General features: G+C 32.0%; 12 protein-coding genes. All 12 read right to left on the bottom strand.

The features are described from left to right. Positions 1–236 precede the first annotated feature (236 nt). Positions 237–1,262 (bottom strand): LacI family DNA-binding transcriptional regulator, encoded by a 1,026-nt coding sequence (locus ACXAHM_RS17355; RefSeq protein ID WP_474962328.1) that lies wholly within the window; start codon positions 1,260–1,262, stop codon positions 237–239. Positions 1,263–1,685: 423 nt separating this feature from the next. Further along, the gene (locus ACXAHM_RS17350) at positions 1,686–2,312 is read right to left on the bottom strand and encodes a recombinase family protein (RefSeq protein WP_474962325.1); all 627 of its coding nucleotides are present in this window, start codon (positions 2,310–2,312) and stop codon (positions 1,686–1,688) included. Position 2,313: 1 nt separating this feature from the next. Beyond that, the gene (locus tag ACXAHM_RS17345) at positions 2,314–2,610 is read right to left on the bottom strand and encodes a hypothetical protein (protein ID WP_474962323.1); all 297 of its coding nucleotides are present in this window, start codon (positions 2,608–2,610) and stop codon (positions 2,314–2,316) included. A gap of 142 nt (positions 2,611–2,752) precedes the next feature. Beyond that, positions 2,753–3,871: an endo-1,4-beta-xylanase gene (locus ACXAHM_RS17340; protein WP_474962321.1), complete on the bottom strand. Its 1,119-nt coding sequence runs from the start codon at positions 3,869–3,871 to the stop codon at positions 2,753–2,755. A gap of 43 nt (positions 3,872–3,914) precedes the next feature. Next, positions 3,915–5,801 (bottom strand): hypothetical protein, encoded by a 1,887-nt coding sequence (locus ACXAHM_RS17335; RefSeq protein WP_474962318.1) that lies wholly within the window; start codon positions 5,799–5,801, stop codon positions 3,915–3,917. A 25-nt stretch (positions 5,802–5,826) separates the two neighbouring features. Next, positions 5,827–7,461 carry a RagB/SusD family nutrient uptake outer membrane protein gene (locus ACXAHM_RS17330; RefSeq protein ID WP_474962316.1) on the bottom strand — a complete coding sequence of 545 codons (1,635 nt, stop codon included), beginning with the start codon at positions 7,459–7,461 and terminating at the stop codon, positions 5,827–5,829. Between the two features lie 13 nt (positions 7,462–7,474). Continuing rightward, entirely contained in the window at positions 7,475–10,633 is a 3,159-nt protein-coding gene (locus tag ACXAHM_RS17325; protein WP_474962313.1) for a SusC/RagA family TonB-linked outer membrane protein, read from the bottom strand. Between the two features lie 38 nt (positions 10,634–10,671). Further along, positions 10,672–12,060, bottom strand: coding sequence for a sulfatase family protein (locus ACXAHM_RS17320; RefSeq protein WP_474962310.1), 1,389 nt, complete (start codon positions 12,058–12,060; stop codon positions 10,672–10,674). 1 nt (position 12,061) lies between these two features. After that, positions 12,062–13,510: a sulfatase gene (locus ACXAHM_RS17315; protein WP_474962307.1), complete on the bottom strand. Its 1,449-nt coding sequence runs from the start codon at positions 13,508–13,510 to the stop codon at positions 12,062–12,064. Positions 13,511–13,540: 30 nt separating this feature from the next. After that, positions 13,541–15,202 carry a sulfatase family protein gene (locus ACXAHM_RS17310; protein WP_474962305.1) on the bottom strand — a complete coding sequence of 554 codons (1,662 nt, stop codon included), beginning with the start codon at positions 15,200–15,202 and terminating at the stop codon, positions 13,541–13,543. A 353-nt stretch (positions 15,203–15,555) separates the two neighbouring features. Beyond that, positions 15,556–19,659 carry a hybrid sensor histidine kinase/response regulator gene (locus ACXAHM_RS17305; protein ID WP_474962303.1) on the bottom strand — a complete coding sequence of 1,368 codons (4,104 nt, stop codon included), beginning with the start codon at positions 19,657–19,659 and terminating at the stop codon, positions 15,556–15,558. Positions 19,660–19,861: 202 nt separating this feature from the next. Then, positions 19,862–20,867: T9SS type A sorting domain-containing protein (locus ACXAHM_RS17300; RefSeq protein WP_474962300.1), on the bottom strand; the 1,006-nt coding region annotated here is incomplete at its 5' end.

Here is a 20,867-nt window from a genome sequence, read left to right as displayed (position 1 = left end):
ATTTTGAATTAATTAAAAATATCAGAATATATTATTTTTTACATTTAGCCTAAGACAACACATAGAAATAAGTGATTTTGGGGTTAAATTTACTATATTAAAATAAGTTAAAATAAAGTTGTAATAATCTATTTATGTGAGTGTTAAAAAAATGAGTGGCCCTTCACCGTAAGAATAATGGAGGGACCTCAAATAAACTGTACACTTAATTGAAACAATTCAAATCAGCGTTATTTTTATTTTAACGTAGTTGAATCTCTAATCACTAACTCTGTTTCTAATACTTTTTTAACCACGCCTAAAGTTTCTTTATCTTCAGTCTCAATCTCCATTATTAACCTTTTGGTAGCTTGTACACCGATTTCAAAGGCAGGTTGTATAATCGTAGAAACAGAAGGTTCGATGACTTCTGTAATAGGATCTCCTGCAAAACCTGCAACTGCAATATCCTCCGGAACCCTAACGCCCTTACTTTTTAAACTTTTAATAACTTTTATAGCAATATAATCTGACATACAAAAAATAGCATCAGGTCTTTTTTTCAAAGCTAATAATCGTTCAGTTCCCTCTACAGCATCTAAGCTTAGATTATCACATTGATAGACGTGAGCATTTGCGGTATCCATTCCTTTATCACGTAATGCATTTAAAAATCCTTTATATCGTTTTTGTGAAATTGAAAGTGACATCGGGCCAGATAAATGTGCTATGTTTTTAAATCCTTGTTCAATTAGATGAGAAGTAATAGAATATGCACCTTGATAATCATCCACAATAATTTGTGAAATATTAATATTTTCAACTCCTCTATCAAAAAGTACAACGGGAATTCCTCTATCCATTACATTTTCAATGTGCTTGTAGGTATTGGTTTCTTTAGACAATGAAATCAACAAACCTGCAACTCGACAGTTAACCATTGCATTTACCTGATTAATTTCTTCCTCTAATTCTTCATTAGATTGACAAACTAAAACAATATACCCTTTATCTTTTGCTACTTTTTGAATTCCACTAAGTGCCTGAGCAAAAAAGTGTTGTCTAGCAATCTCAGGTATAACTACCCCAATTAGATTAGTATGTCTACTTGCTAAATTTGATGCTAATATATTTTTCTGATAATTTAATTTATCAGCCATATCTTGAACTAACTTTTTTGTTTCCTTACTTACATCAGGATGATTTCGTAAAGCTCTTGATACAGTTGATTTTGATATATTTAGACGAATTGCGATATCGTGGATTGTAAATACTTTGCCCATTGATAGTATATTTTTTAGTCCCTTAAATATACAGAAATGAGTTGGGCATTGTAAATCTCATACTATAAATAAATTTAAAATAAATCTCTTTTTAATTATATATCTTCATTTCAATTAGTTATCAGAACAAAAGAATTAGTTATTTTAATTCATAACCAACTCTTTTGTTCTTTTTATAATACTTTTTCATCTAATTCTATTACATAAGAATGCATAGATAGAGGAGTCAGTTTCAATGTTTGCTCTTGAGCCATTTTATTCCATTTTACTGTTGTAGGAGTAAAATTTTCTTTTTCACTATCACAGGGGCGTTCCAGATAAGCGCAAAAACGGCTAGATACCCCTAACACTATCAAAAACGTAGATTATTAATTTTATTTAACCCAAAATTGGGTGCTCATAAATTAAACACTCCATCTATTTCTAAATTCTATTATTTTCATTCCATTTCTTCACTTTTTGTACAGTATTAGATGAGCATTTACATATTTTCTGGATTTCTCTTGAAGAATATCCTTTTCCAATAAGCTTTAAAATATCTTGGTGTTTACTAATAAACTTCTCAGGAGATTCAGTAGAGTTAGGTTTTCGTCCAGTAGTTAAACCTAATGATTTTCGATGCTGGATTCCACTCTTTATCCTATAACTCATCTGCTCACTTTCCAAGCGAGAGAGATCTGCTATAATAGTAACAATCAACTTTGAATATAAATCTTCTTGAGTTTTGCCACTATTCAACGTCACACCTAAATTGTGAATGTAAAGCTTAATTTTTTCACTTTTAAGAGCATCAATCAATGATAGTACATCTGTTGTATTTCTACTAAGCCTTGAAATCTCATGAACCATCAAACAATCTATTTCTTTTTCTCGAATATATTGAAGTGCTTTTTGAAGTATAGGTCTTTCAGTAGCAGATTTTGTAAAACCTGATATCTTTTCCTTAAATACCTTTTCAACTACAAAACCATCAATTTTCTTCAAATCCGTAATTTGTCTTTCGTTGGATTGTGCTTGTGTGGAGACTCTGGAGTAGATGATTGCTTTCATTTCATGGATTTGTTACTAAATAAACTACTGTATAACTCGTATTTCCTGCCACTTCAAATGGGTAGAGACTATTTGTGCCCACATTCCATGCTTTATCTCCCAACTGAACTACATCTACCTTCAAGGCTGCTGTTGATTGATCTGAAAAAAGATCATTTGTAATTACAGAAAAAGTAGCTTCTCCCCCATTATTTGTTTGATTATTCCAATTGATAAAGCTAGACTCTGAATATAATTCGTAAGATGCATTATTGACTGGTAATTGATTTTGAGCTGTCAGAATCAGTGATATCGACAATAATAGTAGTGTTAGTTGTATTTTTTTAAAACTAGTATTGTATTGCAAACTCATATTTTGCTTGTTTATTAGTAAAAAAAAGCCTCTAATAAAAATCAGAGGCTACTTAGTAATAGTATATTTTAATTGATTATTTAGAACATTAAGTACCTTCTCCTAATTCCAAGACTACATTGTAGGCCGCTTTAGGTTGATATTTTCTATTAAATAATAATGGATACTCTGTTCTTCCTTTTATAGGGTGATTATTTTTCCATGAGTCACCGTCTGTTACTCCCCAGAAATTTACTCTTGTAATAACATCTTTGTGTTTCAACATGATTTCAAAGAGTTCCCCATATCGTTCTGCTTGTTTTTTCTCCAAGTCTTTTGGTAAACCTTTAGTATATGGATTAAACTTCTCCTCATAATCAAAACGTAATGTTACTTCTGCACTTTCTTTTTTACCTCTTGGAACAGGGAGTACACACAAATCTAACTCTGTAATCATGACATTAATATCTAAAGCTGCAAAAGCTTCGATACTTTTTTCAAATTCATCTAATGTAGGATAATCCATTCTGTAATGGCCTTGCATACCTATACCGGTTATAGGTACATTACGACTTTGAAGACGTTTAATGAGAGCTACTGCATCATCTCTTTTTCTAGGTCGAACTAATGCATAATCGTTATAATAAAGCTCTGCATCTGGATCTGCTTCATGTGCATATTGAAAAGCTAGATCAATAAACTCCTCTCCAAGTATCTTATAATATTGTGATTCCCTCATCCCTCCTTTATCAGAAATCGCTTCATTCACAACATCCCATCCTTTGATCTTTCCTTTATACCTTTTAACTACAGTATAAATATGATCTTTCATTCTTTTCTTTAAGACTTCTTTTGAAACCTCTTTGCCATCCTCTCCAATAAACATCCACTTGGGACATTGATTATGCCATATAAGTGTATGGCCTATAATTTTTTGATTGTTATCAATACCATATTGTACTAATTGATCTGCATCCTTAAAGAAAAACTCACCTTCTTTAGGTTGCAAATACATAGCCTTCATACAGTTTTCAGCCACAATAACATTAAAGTTATTTTTAATGATTTTGTCTGCTTTTGGTACAGTTCCTTTTGACGTAGGTAAGTCAATAGCAGCACCAATCAGAAAAGCATCATTATACACCGTTTTTAATTGGGCAGATGAATAGGTCGCTGACACTAAAGTCAATGACAAAAAAACGATACTACTTTTAAAAAAATTATTCATATTAGGTTACCTCCCTCAAAAAGAGGGAGGATTTATTTTATTCTTATTCGTTAGTATATTCAGCTTCGTAAGCTTCAGTGAATTGATAAGAGAAGTATGAAATTGATTCTGCAACACCATTATTTTCAGTATTCATTTCAACAAACATCCCAAAGAAGAAATTGTCGTTTGTATATTCCGGTGCATCTATTTCTAATTCAATCAATGCCATTTCTTCTTCTTTTAATGTATTCGAATTGAATTTTGCATTGGTTGGATCTGTCCATATTTCAGGATTATCTACTTGATTTTTCAATTCTGTCCATGCTCCCATATCAGCTTCATTATTATCTGCCATTCTAATAGAACGATGCATAAATGCTGCTGCTCCTTCTCCAAATCCAATCGTTTCTCTATAAGAAATTTTGATTTTCTTCACAGATGAAGTCATTGGTATTTCTTTGATTAATGCTGATTTCACTACTGCATTTTTCCCTGCCTGAACTCTTGCTAATTTTACTTCACCCTTTGTTACATAATTCCAAGGTTGAGTTGGTGTTCCTTCAAAAATTGTTGCTGAGAAACCATTATGTTCAGTATCTACCAAACTACCAGATGCAGTCTTAAAATCTTCAACTACAGCATTTGTCCAACGATTTAGCACTTTTACAGTAAATACAGCTGGGTAAGCTACCTCAAACTCTCCATTTACTAAAACAGTAATATCTACAGGGTAATCACCTTCTGCAATGATTCCATTATTTGTAAAGCTAATTGTACCATCTTCTGTAATAGTAACTCCTGATAATGTAGAAGATAATGTATAAGTAGGGTTTTCATCTCCTAACGCATCTTTATCAATATCAATGGTCAACCCTGTAAAACTAGACCATGATGACAATGTTACAAGATTTATAGTATTACCATCTTTTTGAACAGTAGCATTTGGTTTTCCTGAAATTTCTAATGTGAATACATCAGGATACTCTTTAATACCATAGTTTGTCTCTACTTTCACACCTATTTGATGCACTCCATTTGGAGTTGACAAATCAAGTTTTGATAATTCTCCAGTTTCTTCATTGATTGTCACACCTGATACTTCATTCATCATTGAATATTTGATTTCAGTCAAACCATCTTTATCAAGACCTGTCAATGTTGGAGTTCCTAATGAGCCTATATAACCAAATTTTTCAACAACTGAAGTGTACTCAATGAATAGATTCAATGGTAATATTGTAAAGCGTAAAGAATCTTGTAAATATTTTACACCATTATTTGTTCCTATTTCTAAAGGAAATACATAATCACCTTCTTCTATATCAGTACGCGTTTTTGAGATTACACCAGTCAATGAATCTAATTCTATCCCATCGACTACATCACCCATAATTTTATAGGATTCAACAGTTAAATCAGGGTAATCAGCTGGATTATTCACCTTTGCCGAAATTACTCCTAAATCACCTGTTTTACTAACTGGAATATCATCAACTGTAGGTATTATAACATCTAGTGGTAAGTCTACAATATTAAACTCTAGAACACTATCATGCATGACAGTACCTCCAATAAAATCAGTTCCTATGTTGACAAAATACTTCCCAACTGGTAAGTCATCTACACTTATTTTAGAGTTAGACTCTAGGCTTACAATCCCTGTTTCAGAATCAATACTAGCAATCGTAGATCTATTATTAATGGCCATATTAAAAGTTGAATCTTCAGCCACTATAGACTCAATGTTAAATGTTACATTATTTGTTCCATTCCACGTAGGAAGACCTGATACAATTTTCCCTTGATAACCTGATACTACAGCATCATATGCTACATTAATTGGAGGATTTTTTAATTGATCGTCTAAATCTGTTTTAACCTCGTTTTCTTCTGGTTCACAACCAAAGATAGTTGCTGCTAAAAAAAGATATTTGAATATTTTTTTCATGATATAACTTCTTTAAAAATTGTGATTAATAACCTAAGTTTTGATCCTCACTTGTTAAGTATTGGTTTGTATTGATTTCAACTAAAGGAATAGGTTGGAACATCGCCTTTGGATCATCATTGAATTTAACATCAAGATTCTCATTAAAGAATTCAAAGTTGTTGTGAGGAAGAATCACATGTTGTCTAAAGAATTCAAATCCTCTTCTTCTTACTTCAAACCAATCTTCACCTTCACCAAGCAGTTCTGCTTGACGTTCATAATACAACGTCTCTCTTAATTCATCTTGTGTAGTAATCACTAAATCAGCTGGTGATTCCGAAAATTCATCTGCTGAATTTCTTGCTCTGAATAATACTTCATTAGCGTACTTCACAGCTTCACCAAGATTCCCTCTTTCATTTTCAATCTCTGCAAGCATCAATAAAAGGTCAGCGTATCTATAAAGAATAAATCCTTTTTGAGAGGTTAAGCTTGTTGTAGACTGATCTTCAAATACAAATTTCTTTAAGAAAGGAAAACCATTTTGTTTGTTTACTCTATTGGCTTGAACAGGGTATGTTTTATGTGTACCGTTCTCAATGCCTCCACTCTTAAACTTTTTATATTCATATAAGAATGTAGCTTCTATTCTAGGATCGCCAGGATGAAGTGCTTCATGAGCATCATACACTTCTGGATTTGGCATAATACGACCCCAAGAATTTACCCCTGCCGTATAATTACGAGGAGTATACAATACTTTGTAATTAGGATTTACTACAGAAGCATTAAAGTTTAATTCGAATATAGATTCAGTAGACTGATTACCTGAAATAATAGTGAATAATGATCTATAATCTGGAAGTAAAGAATATTTACCATATACAGCAGAAGCATGGGTAAAGGCTTTATTCCAAAGCGTTGTCGCATCTCCAAATTCATTAATACCTTCAAAAGTATTATAAGGATCTTGCGTACGTTGTGCTGACGCTAAGTACATATAAACTTTACTTAATAACATTTCAGCTGCATACTTTTTAGGATAGCCATGCTCTAATCCATTTTCACTTAACAAGTGAGCCGCTAGTGATGCATCTTTGATAATTTGTTCAAAAATTTCTTTTCTTGGACTCTTTGGAAGGTGAATCGATTCAATTTTTGTTGTTCCGATTTGCAATGGCACCTCACCAAAAGCACGAACCAGATTAAAATATTCAAATGCTCTAATGAAATGAGCATTACCTGCTATATCTAAAGACTGTACTAAAAGTGTTGAATCATTTGCAAAGGTTGAATCCAATGTGATATCCATATCATCAATTAATACATTACATCTATTGATTACATTATAATGATTAGACCAATCATTAGTGATATCTGTGTTAGATGCTGGAGGATTAAAGGCTACAATTTGTGAAAGGTCGGTTGTTCTTCCAGAATAAAATAAGCCCGCATGCATTTGCTTTGACTGATGATAAGCTGTTTTATAACCTCCAAAGTCAATTAATTTGGAATAAATGCCTACTAATACTGATTTTTCACCTTCTACACCATCGTAGATTTCATCCTTATTGGCTAATGGTGGATCTTCTTGAAGTGTACATGATACTGCAGTAACTCCAAGTGCTAAAACACCTGCCTTAAATATATATTTCTTAAGTCTATTTAATATTTGCATTGTCGTTAAGGATTTAGAATGTCATGTTGAAACCGAAAATGAATGATCTTATGTTAGGGTATGTTTGCCAGTCTACCCCTAAGATTGTACCATCAAATAAGTAAGATGTAATTTCAGGATCATAACCTGAATAATCTGTGAATGTCAACAAGTTCTTACCTGTCACATAAATATTCATATTACGAATACGCTTAAGACCTAATTTCTCTGTTGGAATATCATAACCTAATGTAACTGAAGAAAGACGTAAATAACTACCATCTTCAACAATTCTATCAGTCAACAAACCATTAGTACCATTTTCATATCCGTAACCTACTCTCGGATGAGAAGCGTTTTTATCACCTGGTCTCCAAGCATTATAATATGCTTCTTGAGTAATGTTATTACCTCCATACATTGGAGCAGCATAACCGTAAAATGCATTACCAGCATTTACAATATCATTACCATAAACACCATTGAATAGTACATTTAAGCTTAGCCCTTTATAAGACATATTAAAACCAAAAGCATAGGTAAAATCAGGGTTTGGATTTCCAATTACTGTTTTATCTGCATCAGTAATATTTCCATCACCATTTTGATCCACAAAAGCTACATCACCTGCTTGATTAGACTTTCCTTGTAAAGTTGGACCTGCATCTGCTGCTTCAGATGTTTGATAAATTCCATTCGTTTCAAACCCGTAAATTAATCCCATTTGTTCTCCTTGAACGAAGATATTGGCTGGACCTCTCAAATCGTTACCCGTTGTAATGCTTGAACCAAAAATCATTTGTTTCTCAACTTCATATCCATTCATATAGAATTTTGAAGAAGGGACACCTAAATCACCTACCTCTGTTCTATTAAAGTTGATGTTACCATTTAAAGAGAATTGGAAATCATTTTTATCAACCGCTATAATGTTTGTACTAATTTCAAGACCTCTATTATACATCTCTCCATTGTTCACAAAATAGTTAGAATAACCTGATGAAGGTGGAGTCTGAAGTCTTTGTAATAAGTCAGTTGTTTTCTTTTCGTAAGCATCAACAGTTACATTGATACGATCTTTTAAGAAACCAAAGTCAACACCTATGTTCAGCTGTTCTGTTGTTTCCCAAGTTAGATCTGGATTCTCAATGTTTGTTGGATATACACCGATAATTGTATTACCACTTGCATCTACATATCTACCTGTATGATAGTTTGTCCAAGTTTGGTAAGGTTGTAATGATGAATTACCTACTCTACCCCAACCTGCTCTTAATTTTAAATTCGATAAAGTCTCTTGGTTCTTTAAGAAGTTCTCATCAGAAACATACCATGCTGTTGAAACAGATGGAAAATAGCCCCATTTGTTATCTCCTTTAAATTTAGAAGAACCGTCAGCACGCATACTAGCCGTAATAATAAACTTATTCTTGAAAGAGTAGTTTAATCTGGCTAAGTAAGAGTTCATGGTATAATCACTCACTTCTTTATAGTAAGGAGTTTCATTCACATTACCTAAATCAGGACGTTCAGTTCTAAAGTTTGGCGTTGAGAAATTACTGACTGAGTAGATTGTATTTGTTAAATATACCCCATCATAAGTAACACCAGCTACAGCATTAATTTTATGAACTTTATTGAAGGTCTTATTAAAGTTGAATAAATTATCAATAGTAAATGCTTTTCTATTCATTCCAGAATAGTTATACACTCCATTTTTTTGATCTCCTAAAAATGTACCAGGCCCATACCAAATCTCTCTTGTTTTGTTTCTAATATCAGCACCTAACCTTAATTGATAGCTGAAGTGTTTCGAGAATTTATATTTTAAATTACCTGAAAGGTTTGTTCTAATTTCTTCCGTTAAATCATCATTATTTTCCATTATTGAAACGGGATTTGATGAATCATTACTTTCATCTATGCCCTCTTCACCTCCTGTTAAAGGATTTTTCATCACAGTTTGGTTGATTAATGATGCGTTACCACCTGTTTTAGAACCTGTTTGTGCATAAGATCCTTGATTATAGAAAATTGAACCTTTACCATCTACCGTTAATTTATCGGTTACTTTTTTATTAAGATTTAAACGAATATTGGCATTCTTACTTCCAGAAACCGGCATTGTACCATTTTGTTCATTGTAAGAAGTAGACAAATAATATCTTGTTTTTTCTGAAGCACCACTCATACTCATACCAGCATTATAGCTTACGCCTGTTTTATAGACTTCATCTTGCCAGTGGTGTACATCATAAATATCTCCTGTTGAAATACTTGAAATTGCTCCTGTAGTAGGGTTAATATCGTACATTGCTCTACGGCCTGTATTCATATTAAACTCATTGATGAAAGTAGCATATTCTTGTCCGTTCAAAACATCAATTTGCTTAGCATTATCAGAAATAGTGGTAGAAGCATAAACATTAATTTTACCTTTACCTTTCTCACCTTTCTTAGTCGTAATCAATACTACACCATTTGCACCACGAGAACCATAAATTGCTGTTGCTGAAGCATCTTTTAATACTTCTATTGACTCAATATCACGAGGGTTAATACCTGTCAAACCATTTTGAGCAGGAGTGCTGAAATTACCATCAGATTGTGCATTTGCCATGCCTTCACCTGCTGTTGAAATAATCACACCATCTACTACATATAAAGGTTCATTATTACCTCGAAGTGAGTTTGTACCACGAATACGTACTGACATTGCACCTCCTTGGTTACCGTCATTACCAATTACTTGAATACCTGAACCTCTACCCTGAAGCATTTGATCTACACTTTGGTATTGAGATTTCACATTATCTTCTTCTTTAATCTGAGATAAAGCACCAGTAAGGTCACGCTTTTTCATTTCGCCATAACCAACGACAACAACTTCGTCTAATTCATTTATATCCTCAAGAAGTGTAATATTTTTTAGTTTAAAATCTTTTACCACTACTTCTTGAGTGACAAAACCAATAAAAGTAAAAACTAAAGTTTCCCCTTTTTTTACTAATACTGAATACTCTCCATCAATATTTGATATTGAGCCATTTGTTGTTCCTTTAACTCTGATGTTTACACCAGGCATAGGAAGATCATTCGAGTCTTTAATAATTCCTTTTAATACCTGTTGAGCAAATACAGATGTAAGTGAGACTGTAATTAAAAGGAAAGACAAGAGTAGCTTTCGTTTCATTTCATTCATTTTTAATGTAAAAAAATGTGTAAGTTAAATTATTTAGTCTTTGAGCTTGTTTTCTTTTTCTTCTTAGCATATGAGACTTGATGATCGGGTGCTTCTTTTTCTGTTTGCACTCCTTTATCACCTTGTTGTTTCATAAATGTATCTAACTTTTTGCTAAGACGTTTTTTGATATTTTTATACGCAGGATCTTCTGCTAAATTATGAAGTTCATATGGATCATTTTCTTTATCATATAATTCTTCATAAGGTCTTCTTTGGTATTTCTCTGAAAGTACCTTTGCCTCAGCATCATGTTGGGATTTTCTTTTCCAAGAGCTATAAACTCTTGATTTTGGTTGCGTTGTTCCACACTCGAAAACACCTTCATAATTTAAATTTCTGATGTAATGGTATTTTTTATCTTGCACTGTTCTAATGGCATAATGAGATCCCATATTCACTCCATTTGTAGTTTGGACACCATAAGCATATTCTTTATGCTCTTCCTTACCTTCTGTCAGTACTTTTGCAAAAGAAGCACCCTCCATTGTTTCTGGAACTTTTGCTCCGACAGCATCTAATAAAGTAGGTGCAAGATCTACATATTCTACCATTGCTTCAGTAATACTACCTGCTTCCACTTTTCCTGGCCATCTTATAATCAAACCTGATTGAATACCATTATTATAACTCGTAAACTTAGCGAAAGGAAGCCCATTTCCTTGTTCAGATGCAAAGATGAAAATTGTATTATCTTTTAATCCTTTTTCTTCAATAAGTTGATTTACTTGTGCTACCTCATTATCTAAATACTCTACTTCCGCATAGTATTTTGTCAACATATTTCTTGTTTCTGGAGTATCCACTAAATAAGGAGGTAAATCTAGCTTATCTTCATCAAATCTTGAAGGATCACCTTTTGTGAAAGGGCCGTGAGGCTGTTGAGACATCACAAACAAACAGAACGGCTTGTCTTCTTTGATGTTTCTTTCTACATAAGGAGTAATCAAATCAACATTCACATCTTCTTTAAACCCTCCTAAATACTCAAAAGGATATGAAGAATCTGGACTAATATGACGTTTACCTTGGAGTGCTACACTATACCCTTGATCTTTCAAGTAATGAACAATTGATTTTGTTCCTTTTTTTACAAAAGCATGATTAGGGTACGCTCCACTTTTTACAGGATAAATACCTGTCAAGATATTTTGACGTGTTGGAGAACACATTGCAGTCGCTTGATAGCAATGTTCAAACTTCATTCCTTCAGCTGCTAACTGATCAATTGTAGGTGTTTTTACATTTGTAGCACCATACACCCCAATATCTCTAAAAGTATAGTCATCAGCGAGGAAGAAGACAATGTTAGGTCTCTCCTGAGCTTGGAGAGTACCTAACGTCATCATTGATAATAAAGTGATTAGTAACTTCTTCAATTTACTTAGATGATTTTAAAAGTTTAGTAGAAGAAGCTTCATTTTCAGCAATTACTTTATCCATAAGTGCTCTTAACTCTTTCAATTTATTCTTGTCGTAATTCTTTACAACATTGTTCAATTCTTCAGGATCATTAGTATGGTCAAATAACATCTCATTAAAAATTTCACCTTTAGCATTTCTAAATTGAGTATAATACAAATTGTCTTTGATTACTGTATTTCCTGCATGGTACTTAGCATAAGCAAAATTCTTCCAGTCTTTATCTTTACCATTCATTAAATCTACCATAGATTCTCCTTGTAAATATTCAGGACCTTCTAAACCTACTAACTCCATTACAGTAGGGTATAAATCAACAAATTCAACAACTTTATCTACTTGCTTGTTGCCTTTCTTCATTGTTGGCGATTTAATTAACATTGGAGCGTGTAATGAATGATCAAACATAGAGTGCTTAGCCCAAAGACCATGTTCTCTTAGGTTCCATCCGTGATCTCCAATTAATATAACAACTGTATTTTTATCTAAGCCTAAACGTTTCAACTCGTCTAATACTTTACCTACTTGTGCATCTGCAAAAGATACCGATGCATAATAGCCATGAATTAAATGCCTTGCATGCTCATCTGTTAGCGTTCCTTTTTCTGGAATATCAGAATAAGCTCTTAATTCTCCCCACTCATGGAATGCTTTCTTTGGTGCATTTGTTGGATGGAATCCTGCTTCTGGTACATGTAACTTCGAAGGGTCATACATATCCCAATATTTCTTAGGGGCAGTGAAAGGTAAGTGAGGTTTTACAATACCTAATCCCATGAAAAATGGTTGGCCTTTCTCTTTGAATTCTTTTAATTTTTTTACGGCAATGTCAGCTGCTCTACCATCAATGTAAGCATTATCCGGAACGTCTACACATTCTGTTGAAGGACCTCCATCAGTAGCTGACTTATTACGTTCATTATTTTCTTTCAATTGGTAATCTCTCCAAGAATCAGAACCTGTTAAACGAATATCTTCATCCCAGCTACCTTTTTTATCTCCCCCATGATGGAAAAACTTACCTCCAACAGTCATTGTATAATAACCATTATCTTTTAAGAATCGAGGTAAAGTTGTAGCATAAGGAGCATCTTTATCCATTTTTGAGTAATAAGTCTTGAATCTATATTTAGATGGACGAAGACCTGTCATGAAGCTTGAACGAGAAGCTCCACAAACTGGAATATTAGCAAAAGCAGCATTAAACTGCACACCCTCTTTTGCTAAATTATCAATGTTAGGTGACAACATTTGATTATGGCCATATGCTCCTAATTGTGTTCTTAAATCATCTACTACAATAAATAAAACATTAGGTTTTTCAGCAGTTTTTTTCTCTGGATTATCTTCTGCATTAGCAACAAATGCTAAAAGAAGAAGACCAAAAAGTGCGTTTAAGTATTTCATTTCTATATCAGTATAAGTTTATTTTTTTTATTAATTGAGAGGTAATTGATATTTCACTATTTCACTATCCTTGTAACCAATTCTAACCGACATTGTATACAAAAATTCTCCTTCTTTTAAAGTGATTGGCTTGGTGTATACTTGCCATCCTGATTTTAAATTTGGAGTAAAATCTTTTTTTGAAATGATGTATGCCACTTCACTTCCTTTAGTATCACATGAGAGATTAATAATTCCTTTTCTCTCTTTTAATACCGGCTTATGCGTTTGAGGTTGTTTTAAATCAGGCCACATTCCTAATAGAATTTCTTTCTCTGGTATTTCACCCATATCCCCTACATTTTTCAACCAATGATCCATTGCTTTACGCATTTTTTTCACTTCTTTAGCATATTTAGGATCATCAATCACATTGTTTAAATTTTCAGGGTCTTCAGCTCTTACATATAATTCTTCTTTTTCTTTAGATGTTCTGAACCAATGTTTTTGAATTTCATTTAGTTGCCCTCTTTCATTCATCTCATACATTTCTTGCATCATTGCCATATGAGATCTTCTGTAGTCAACATCTTTATAAGCAGGTAATTCAGGATAGTAATTTCTCACATAAATTAGATCTTCTGAAATAACAGATCTAATTCTATCTGTATGTTCATCAAAACGGTCTCCTGAACCAAATGCATATGTTCTTTTTTGTTTTGTCTTTTGATCTCCCAAGAAAGCTTGGCCTTGAATATAATTTGGAATTTCAACACCTGCTAAAGACAATACTGTTGGTGCTAAATCTACATATGACACCATATCTTGAACATTTTGATGCTTTAAGCTTTCTGGCACTCTAATAATTAAAGGTGTTCTAAAACCTGAAATTAAAGACTCTCTTTTACCTCTTGGCAAAGGTCCTCCATGATCACTAAAGAAAAAGATAATTGTATTTTCTAATAGACCTGCATCCTCTAATTCCTTCACCTTTTCTGCTACTAACTTATCCATTATTTCAATATTTGAATAGTTTCTAGCAACATCCGTTCTTACTGTTTCTGTATCCGGATAATATGATGGTAATGGAACCGTTGACGGATCTACTGTCATTTCTTTGTCTTTGTTTTTCCACATACGAGATTCATGTGTTTCATAAATCGTATGCATATAGAAGAAAGGCTGACCTTCTTTTCTGTGTTTCCAATGTGCATAAGCTCCATTTTCATCCCAAGCAGTCACAGGAGCAGCAAATTGATAATCTGTTTTCGAATCATTGGCAGTAAAATAGCCAGCCTCTCTTAATAGTTGAGTAAAAACCCTTACATCTTCAGGGATTACTGTTGAGTAGTGTGGGATATTATTACCATTAATATCATAAGCATTATGCGGTCTATCGTACCTTCTATCTCCCCAACCAATTACATCTCTTCCGGCTCTCATATTATGAGTTCCCATTGAGATAGGATAAACTCCTGTCATCATTGCTGACATTGATGGAGCACAAACTGGAACAGCTGCAAAAGAATTTTGATAAACATTTCCTTCTGCTGCTAACTTATCTAACATAGGTGTATTTGCTGTTGAATCACCATACATTGATAAAGTTGGGCTAATATCTTCACACATCAACCAGACGATATTTGGTCGTTTTTGCTCTTGTCCAAAAGTAAAAATTGGTAGAAGAAAAAATAGAAAAGTAAGATTTCTCATAATGTTTGCTTTCGCCTTATTAAGAATAAAATTCTTAACTCAGCTTTGTTATGATAACTATTAACGCAACCATCCCTAAAACTAAAGCTCCCTCCAATAGGTATTGAAGTTTTTTCTTTACACTCTTATGTTTTTGTTTGATTGCTTTTTTCATACTGCAACATAATTAACCGTTCGTTTTACACATATAACTCATTTGGCATAAATGATTAAAAATGTTGCACGCATAGGTTACACAACATATCATATATCATTTACAACATTTGTTACAGATTATTTACTTGAAGAACAGCAATTGTTTATTATAAACTTATGACAGAAAATCATCATAAGTTTGTATACAAATTTTTAATTTATACAGTTTCCGGTTTCATGTCATCTGTTGGTAAAGTTTCAAAATATTCTCTATAACATTTTGTAAAATAAGATGGCGATGAAAAGCCTACTGCATAACAAACCTCACTAATATTTGCACTCCCCGATTTCAATAATTTTTTAGCTTCTTCTAATCGAATTCGTCGGATAAATACAGTTGCAGAAACTCCGGTTAAGCTTTTTATTTTTCTATATAACTGAGACCTGCTTAAATTCAATTTCTCTGCTAATACTTCAACATTGAGATTAGGATCAGAAATGTTTTCATAAACATGTTTTGATATTCTTTGTAAGAAATCTTTGTCTACTGAAGTGGTATTCTTAAAGTCTTTATTTTCTGTAAAACCTCCTACAAATTTTTTAAGTAAAATTCTTCTCGAATTCATCATTTGTGATAAAGTCACTTTCAATAAATCAAAATCGAAAGGCTTTTGTAAATAGGCATCTGCACCCAGGTCAATACCTTTTATCCTATCTGTAGTCGTATTTTTTGCAGTTAATAGAATAATAGGAATATGACTAGTCTGAATATCTGCTTTTATTTTCTGACATAATTCAAATCCATCCATATTAGGCATCATTACATCACTTAAAATGATATCAACTTTTTCTTCTTTTGCTTTCTTTAAACCTATCTCACCATCTTCAGCTACAATAACATTATAAAGTTTCCCTAATGTTTTAGAAAGGTATTTTCTTAAGTCATAATTATCTTCTACAATCAAAACAGTAGAATTCATATCAATCTCATTCTCATCAATCCTTACTGTTTCTAATGTAGGATTAACCATTACTTTTTCTGGAATAAGATATTTATTTCGATTTAGCGTATCTGATTCATAAATCTCCCCCTTCTTAAAATGTTCTTTTCCAAAAGGGAAATATAATTTGAATGTAGTGCCTTCATTTTCTACACTTTCAACCTTAATAGATCCATGATGTAGTTTTACAAATTCTTGTACTACTTCTAATCCAATACCTGTACCTCCATAATATGCTTTTTGATGTTTTTCAACTTGATAAAAACGAGTAAAGATATTTTTCACCTCTTCTTCTGTCATTCCTACACCTGTATCAGAAATACTTAATTCAAGGTGTTCTTTTCCTTCTAGTTCTACTTGATCGATACGTACAAAAATATCTCCTCCTTGAGGTGTAAGTTTTAGTGCATTTGATAAAAGATTGAATAATATCTTCTCAATCATTTTTACATCTAAATATGTATAAATAGGAACTTCAGGACTTTCTACACTAAGGTTTATCCCTTTATTTTTTGCATCTTCTTTAAAGAATAAGATTACTTCTTTTACAACTTCTTTGACTTCAACATTTTGAACTTTCAACTTCATTTTATTGAAGCTTAACTTTCTAAAATCCATTAGTTCATCAATAAGCTGTTTTAATCTCATTGCATTTCTATAAATAGAAGCATACTTATCTCTAATATCTTCATTAATTTCTCCATTCTTCAGTAAATCTGTAACAGGATTAAGAATTAAGGTGAGTGGAGTTCTAAATTCATGAGAGATATTTGTGAAAAATTGAAGTTTCGTCTGAGATACCTCTTCTTCTTGAATTCTCCTATCTCTTTCCAGTTTAATTGCTTGCTTTTCTCTAAGTCTTATTTTCATTAAATAAGATAAAACTCCTAAACCTAATAAGAATGAAATGATATATCCAAAAATAGCCCACGAACTCTGATACCAATGAGGAAGTACATTAATCTGAAGTGTTTTTTCATCAGACCATTTCCCATCAATACTCATTGCTTTTACATGAAAAATATATTCCCCGTCTGGTAAAGAAGTATATGTGGCCACTCTTTTTTTCCCTACATAATTCCATTCTTGCTCTAAACCTTCTAAGTAATATGCATATTTAAGTCTTTTGGAATATGGAAAATCCAAACCAGCATAAACCAAAGAAAAAACAGATTGATTTGGTTGGAGCGTAAGTACTTCTGTTTCATTAATAGGTTTTTCTAAAGGTGATTTTTCATCACTCACTTTCATTGTTTTATTGAATATTTTTAATTCTTTCAAATTAACAATGACATTATGCTCGGTAGGTACTTTCAAAGAAGATGGATTTAAAGCATTTAATCCCACTATATTACCTACATACAACTCCTTTATTTTATTATCAAAATAAATAGAATTGTAATTAAAATTATTAGAAGATAAACCTTCATTCTTAGAAAAGTTATCTATAACTCCAGTTGCTTGATCGATAGATGAAACACCACTTTTTCCTGTTAACCAGATTTTATATGAATCATCTTCTACAATCCCACAAACTACTGATTGAAGTAAACCATTTGACTTATCAAAAGATTGAAGTGTATGATTTGAAGATGAATATTTATAAACACCACCCCCATCTGTTCCTAACCAAATATTTTGTTCATGGTCTTCAAAAAGTGATAAAATATTATCTCCTTTTTTCTTTATAACACTGAAAAGTTCAGTCTTTTCAATTGCTTCTACTTTCAGAGATTCTAAATTGGAAATATCAACTTTATATACCCCTTTTGTTGATCCTATCCATAAAAAGTTATTTTGATCAACAATTAAAGAGCGAATATCTTTTTTATATAAATGATCAATATTAAAGCCCCCCTTTTGTAAATGATTAAAAGTCTTATTCTTAGGATTATAATAATGAACACCACTTCCAAAAGTACCAAACCAAATATTTCCTGATTTATCTTCTGTAAAAGCTAATACTCGATTTGATTTTAGTGTACCATTCGTATTTGATTTTTGGTAATGATGAAAATGTGTACTTCCATTTGGTAACATGTAGATACCATTGTCCCAGGTCCCGACCCATAAATTCTTTTTACTATCAATAAATGTAGTTTGAACAGCATAACTATTAAACCCTCTGAACTTACTTTTATTTCCTTCATTTACCAGCGTGTATTGTTCATTAGAAGGAGAGTATTGAGCCAAACCCGTTCCATCCATTCCAATCCAATACAAATCATCCTTTATTTTAGAAATACTATTTACAGAATTGAAATTTTTCTGACCATTATTAACCTTATGCTTTAATTCACGAAACTTAAAGAAAGATGGGTCATATAATCCCATTCCAAATTGATAATAACCTAAAAGGACTCGATTATTTGGTAATGCCTCCAAAGACCATATGGAATTCGATTCTAAAGACTCCTCTGAATTCGATTTCTCAATTTGAATTGGTTTTGAATGTAAATCTTGATTTTTAATAATGTATAACCCATCATTTTCAGTAGCAATAAACAAATCATTATTGTTCAATGTTATATCCATTACTCTTGTCTTAGTAATTGGATAGTGTTTATACTCTTGATTCTTAAAATCAATATATAATAATCCATTTGTACTTGTCCCTACCCACAAATTTTGTTCATCATCTAAATACAGTGATTGTAAACCAACATCAAGATATTGTTTTGGTATAAAACTAAAGTTTACTTTTTTGAATTCTTTATGATCTAGTGATAATGAAAATAGCCCTTGCCCTGTTGCCAAGTAAAAAAAACGCTGATTAGCACTCACTATTTTATTAATAGATAAGTTCTTCTGATTTGAAAAGTCTTCCGATTTAAGAATTTCAGTTTCTCCAGTTGTTTTATCCAAGATAAGTATCCCTTGAATATCAGATCCGAAGACTAATTGATCATTTACTCCATCTTGAATATCATAAATTGTCAATGCTCTGTTGGGAAATTCTTTAGAGAGTAGTGGGTAGCTTTCAAAAGTTCTTGTATTCTTATTAAAAAAACTTAATCCATTATCTGTACCTGTCCATAAAGTACCTTTATTATCTTGAAAAAGTACTCGAATAAAATTACTACTTAAGGAAGTTGAATCTTTCCAATTTCTTTCAAAATGTTCATAAAAAATGCCATCATATCGATACACACCACTACCGTACGTACCTAACCAAGTATATCCATCATTATCTACTTTAATATCAGAAACTGGCCGTCCATTTAGGTCATCATTATATGATAAAAAAAACTCATTAAATTGTGCACTAGTCTCTGTAAAAGTTAATAAGTTTAGTAAAATAAGTAAAAATCTATAATACATTCTATTTCAATAAAAAGTCACAATAAAAGCCTAATTACACAACAAATGTAATTATAACAATTGTAATATTTAACGTAATTATAAATCAAAGCTTAAAGTATTAACACAAAAAAAGTTTTATTTACTAAAAAAAAATAAAATTAAATAAAAAATAGGTAGCCCATTATTCATGAACTACCTATTTAGATCTTAATAAATTGAATTATTTCTTGATCACTTTATATGTGTGACCTTCTGTCTTTATTAAATAAACACCATTATTATATTTTGATAAATCAAATGAATTTCCTCTTCCTTTAAAAATTTGATTTCCTATGACATCGAAAATCTGAAACTCTACAACTTTAGTAAAGTTTACTTTATCTGTTGTTGGGTTTGGATATATAGTCATTCTTTTGAATTGATTCTGATCAAGAGATGTTGTAATATCTTGAGTAGAGATCAAAATATAATTTTTAACTGTTATACCATTTTCTGCGGTTACTGTAATTACCGTTGTTGTTCCATCAGAATAAATAGTAACTAATGCATTTTCGTCCTGTGGCAATGCTGTCACATCAGCATTTGAAGACATAGTTACATTGTAAGCATAACTTTCAGGATCAAAATTATCTACTTCAACTCCATCAATTTTTAAACTTGAAAGGAAAGCATTTGAAGAAGGTATTCTTTCTGAAAATGTTACTGTTACCTGATATTCTTTTGTCGTTACTTTATCTTCTGCAGTCACCAAGATAGTGTGAACGTTGTTTATTTCAGATATAGATACTAATGCCTTTTCATCTTCTGCTAAAGCTGTTACTATACCATTAGCATCATATTCCACTCCTACTGAATAAATTAACTGATTTACATCAAATTCTTCTAGAGCTACTCCATCAACTGATATAGAGGTTAAATTAGCATTGGTAGATTTTGGTACTTCAACAGTTAATGTAACTGTATATTCTTTTGTTGTAACGCCATCTTCTGCGGTTACTAAAATTGTATGTACATTACCAACAGCTGTAATCGATACATTTGCCTTATCATCTTCTGCAATAGCAGTTACTTCTCCATTTGCTCCAGAAGCAATCGTTACATCATACATTAATTTATCTACACTAAAACCTTCAATAGCTACTCCATCAACTGATATAGAGGTTAAATTAGCATTGGTAGATTTTGGTACTTCAACAGTTAATGTAACTGTATATTCTTTTGTTGTA

The organism is Flammeovirga sp. AWQ4_249 (assembly GCF_056161045.1).
This window is presented reverse-complemented; position numbering and strand designations above follow the sequence as displayed.

Excerpts from the sequence above, each read along its gene's own strand:
- ACXAHM_RS17340 (WP_474962321.1), bottom strand. The coding sequence starts at position 3,871 with ATGAATAATTTTTTTAAAAGTAGTATCGTTTTTTTGTCATTGACTTTA.
- ACXAHM_RS17330 (WP_474962316.1), bottom strand. The coding sequence starts at position 7,461 with ATGCAAATATTAAATAGACTTAAGAAATATATATTTAAGGCAGGTGTT.
- ACXAHM_RS17350 (WP_474962325.1), bottom strand. The coding sequence starts at position 2,312 with ATGAAAGCAATCATCTACTCCAGAGTCTCCACACAAGCACAATCCAAC.
- ACXAHM_RS17335 (WP_474962318.1), bottom strand. The coding sequence starts at position 5,801 with ATGAAAAAAATATTCAAATATCTTTTTTTAGCAGCAACTATCTTTGGT.
- ACXAHM_RS17305 (WP_474962303.1), bottom strand. The coding sequence starts at position 19,659 with ATGTATTATAGATTTTTACTTATTTTACTAAACTTATTAACTTTTACA.
- ACXAHM_RS17325 (WP_474962313.1), bottom strand. The coding sequence starts at position 10,633 with ATGAAACGAAAGCTACTCTTGTCTTTCCTTTTAATTACAGTCTCACTT.
- ACXAHM_RS17310 (WP_474962305.1), bottom strand. The coding sequence starts at position 15,202 with ATGAGAAATCTTACTTTTCTATTTTTTCTTCTACCAATTTTTACTTTT.
- ACXAHM_RS17355 (WP_474962328.1), bottom strand. The coding sequence starts at position 1,262 with ATGGGCAAAGTATTTACAATCCACGATATCGCAATTCGTCTAAATATA.
- ACXAHM_RS17315 (WP_474962307.1), bottom strand. The coding sequence starts at position 13,510 with ATGAAATACTTAAACGCACTTTTTGGTCTTCTTCTTTTAGCATTTGTT.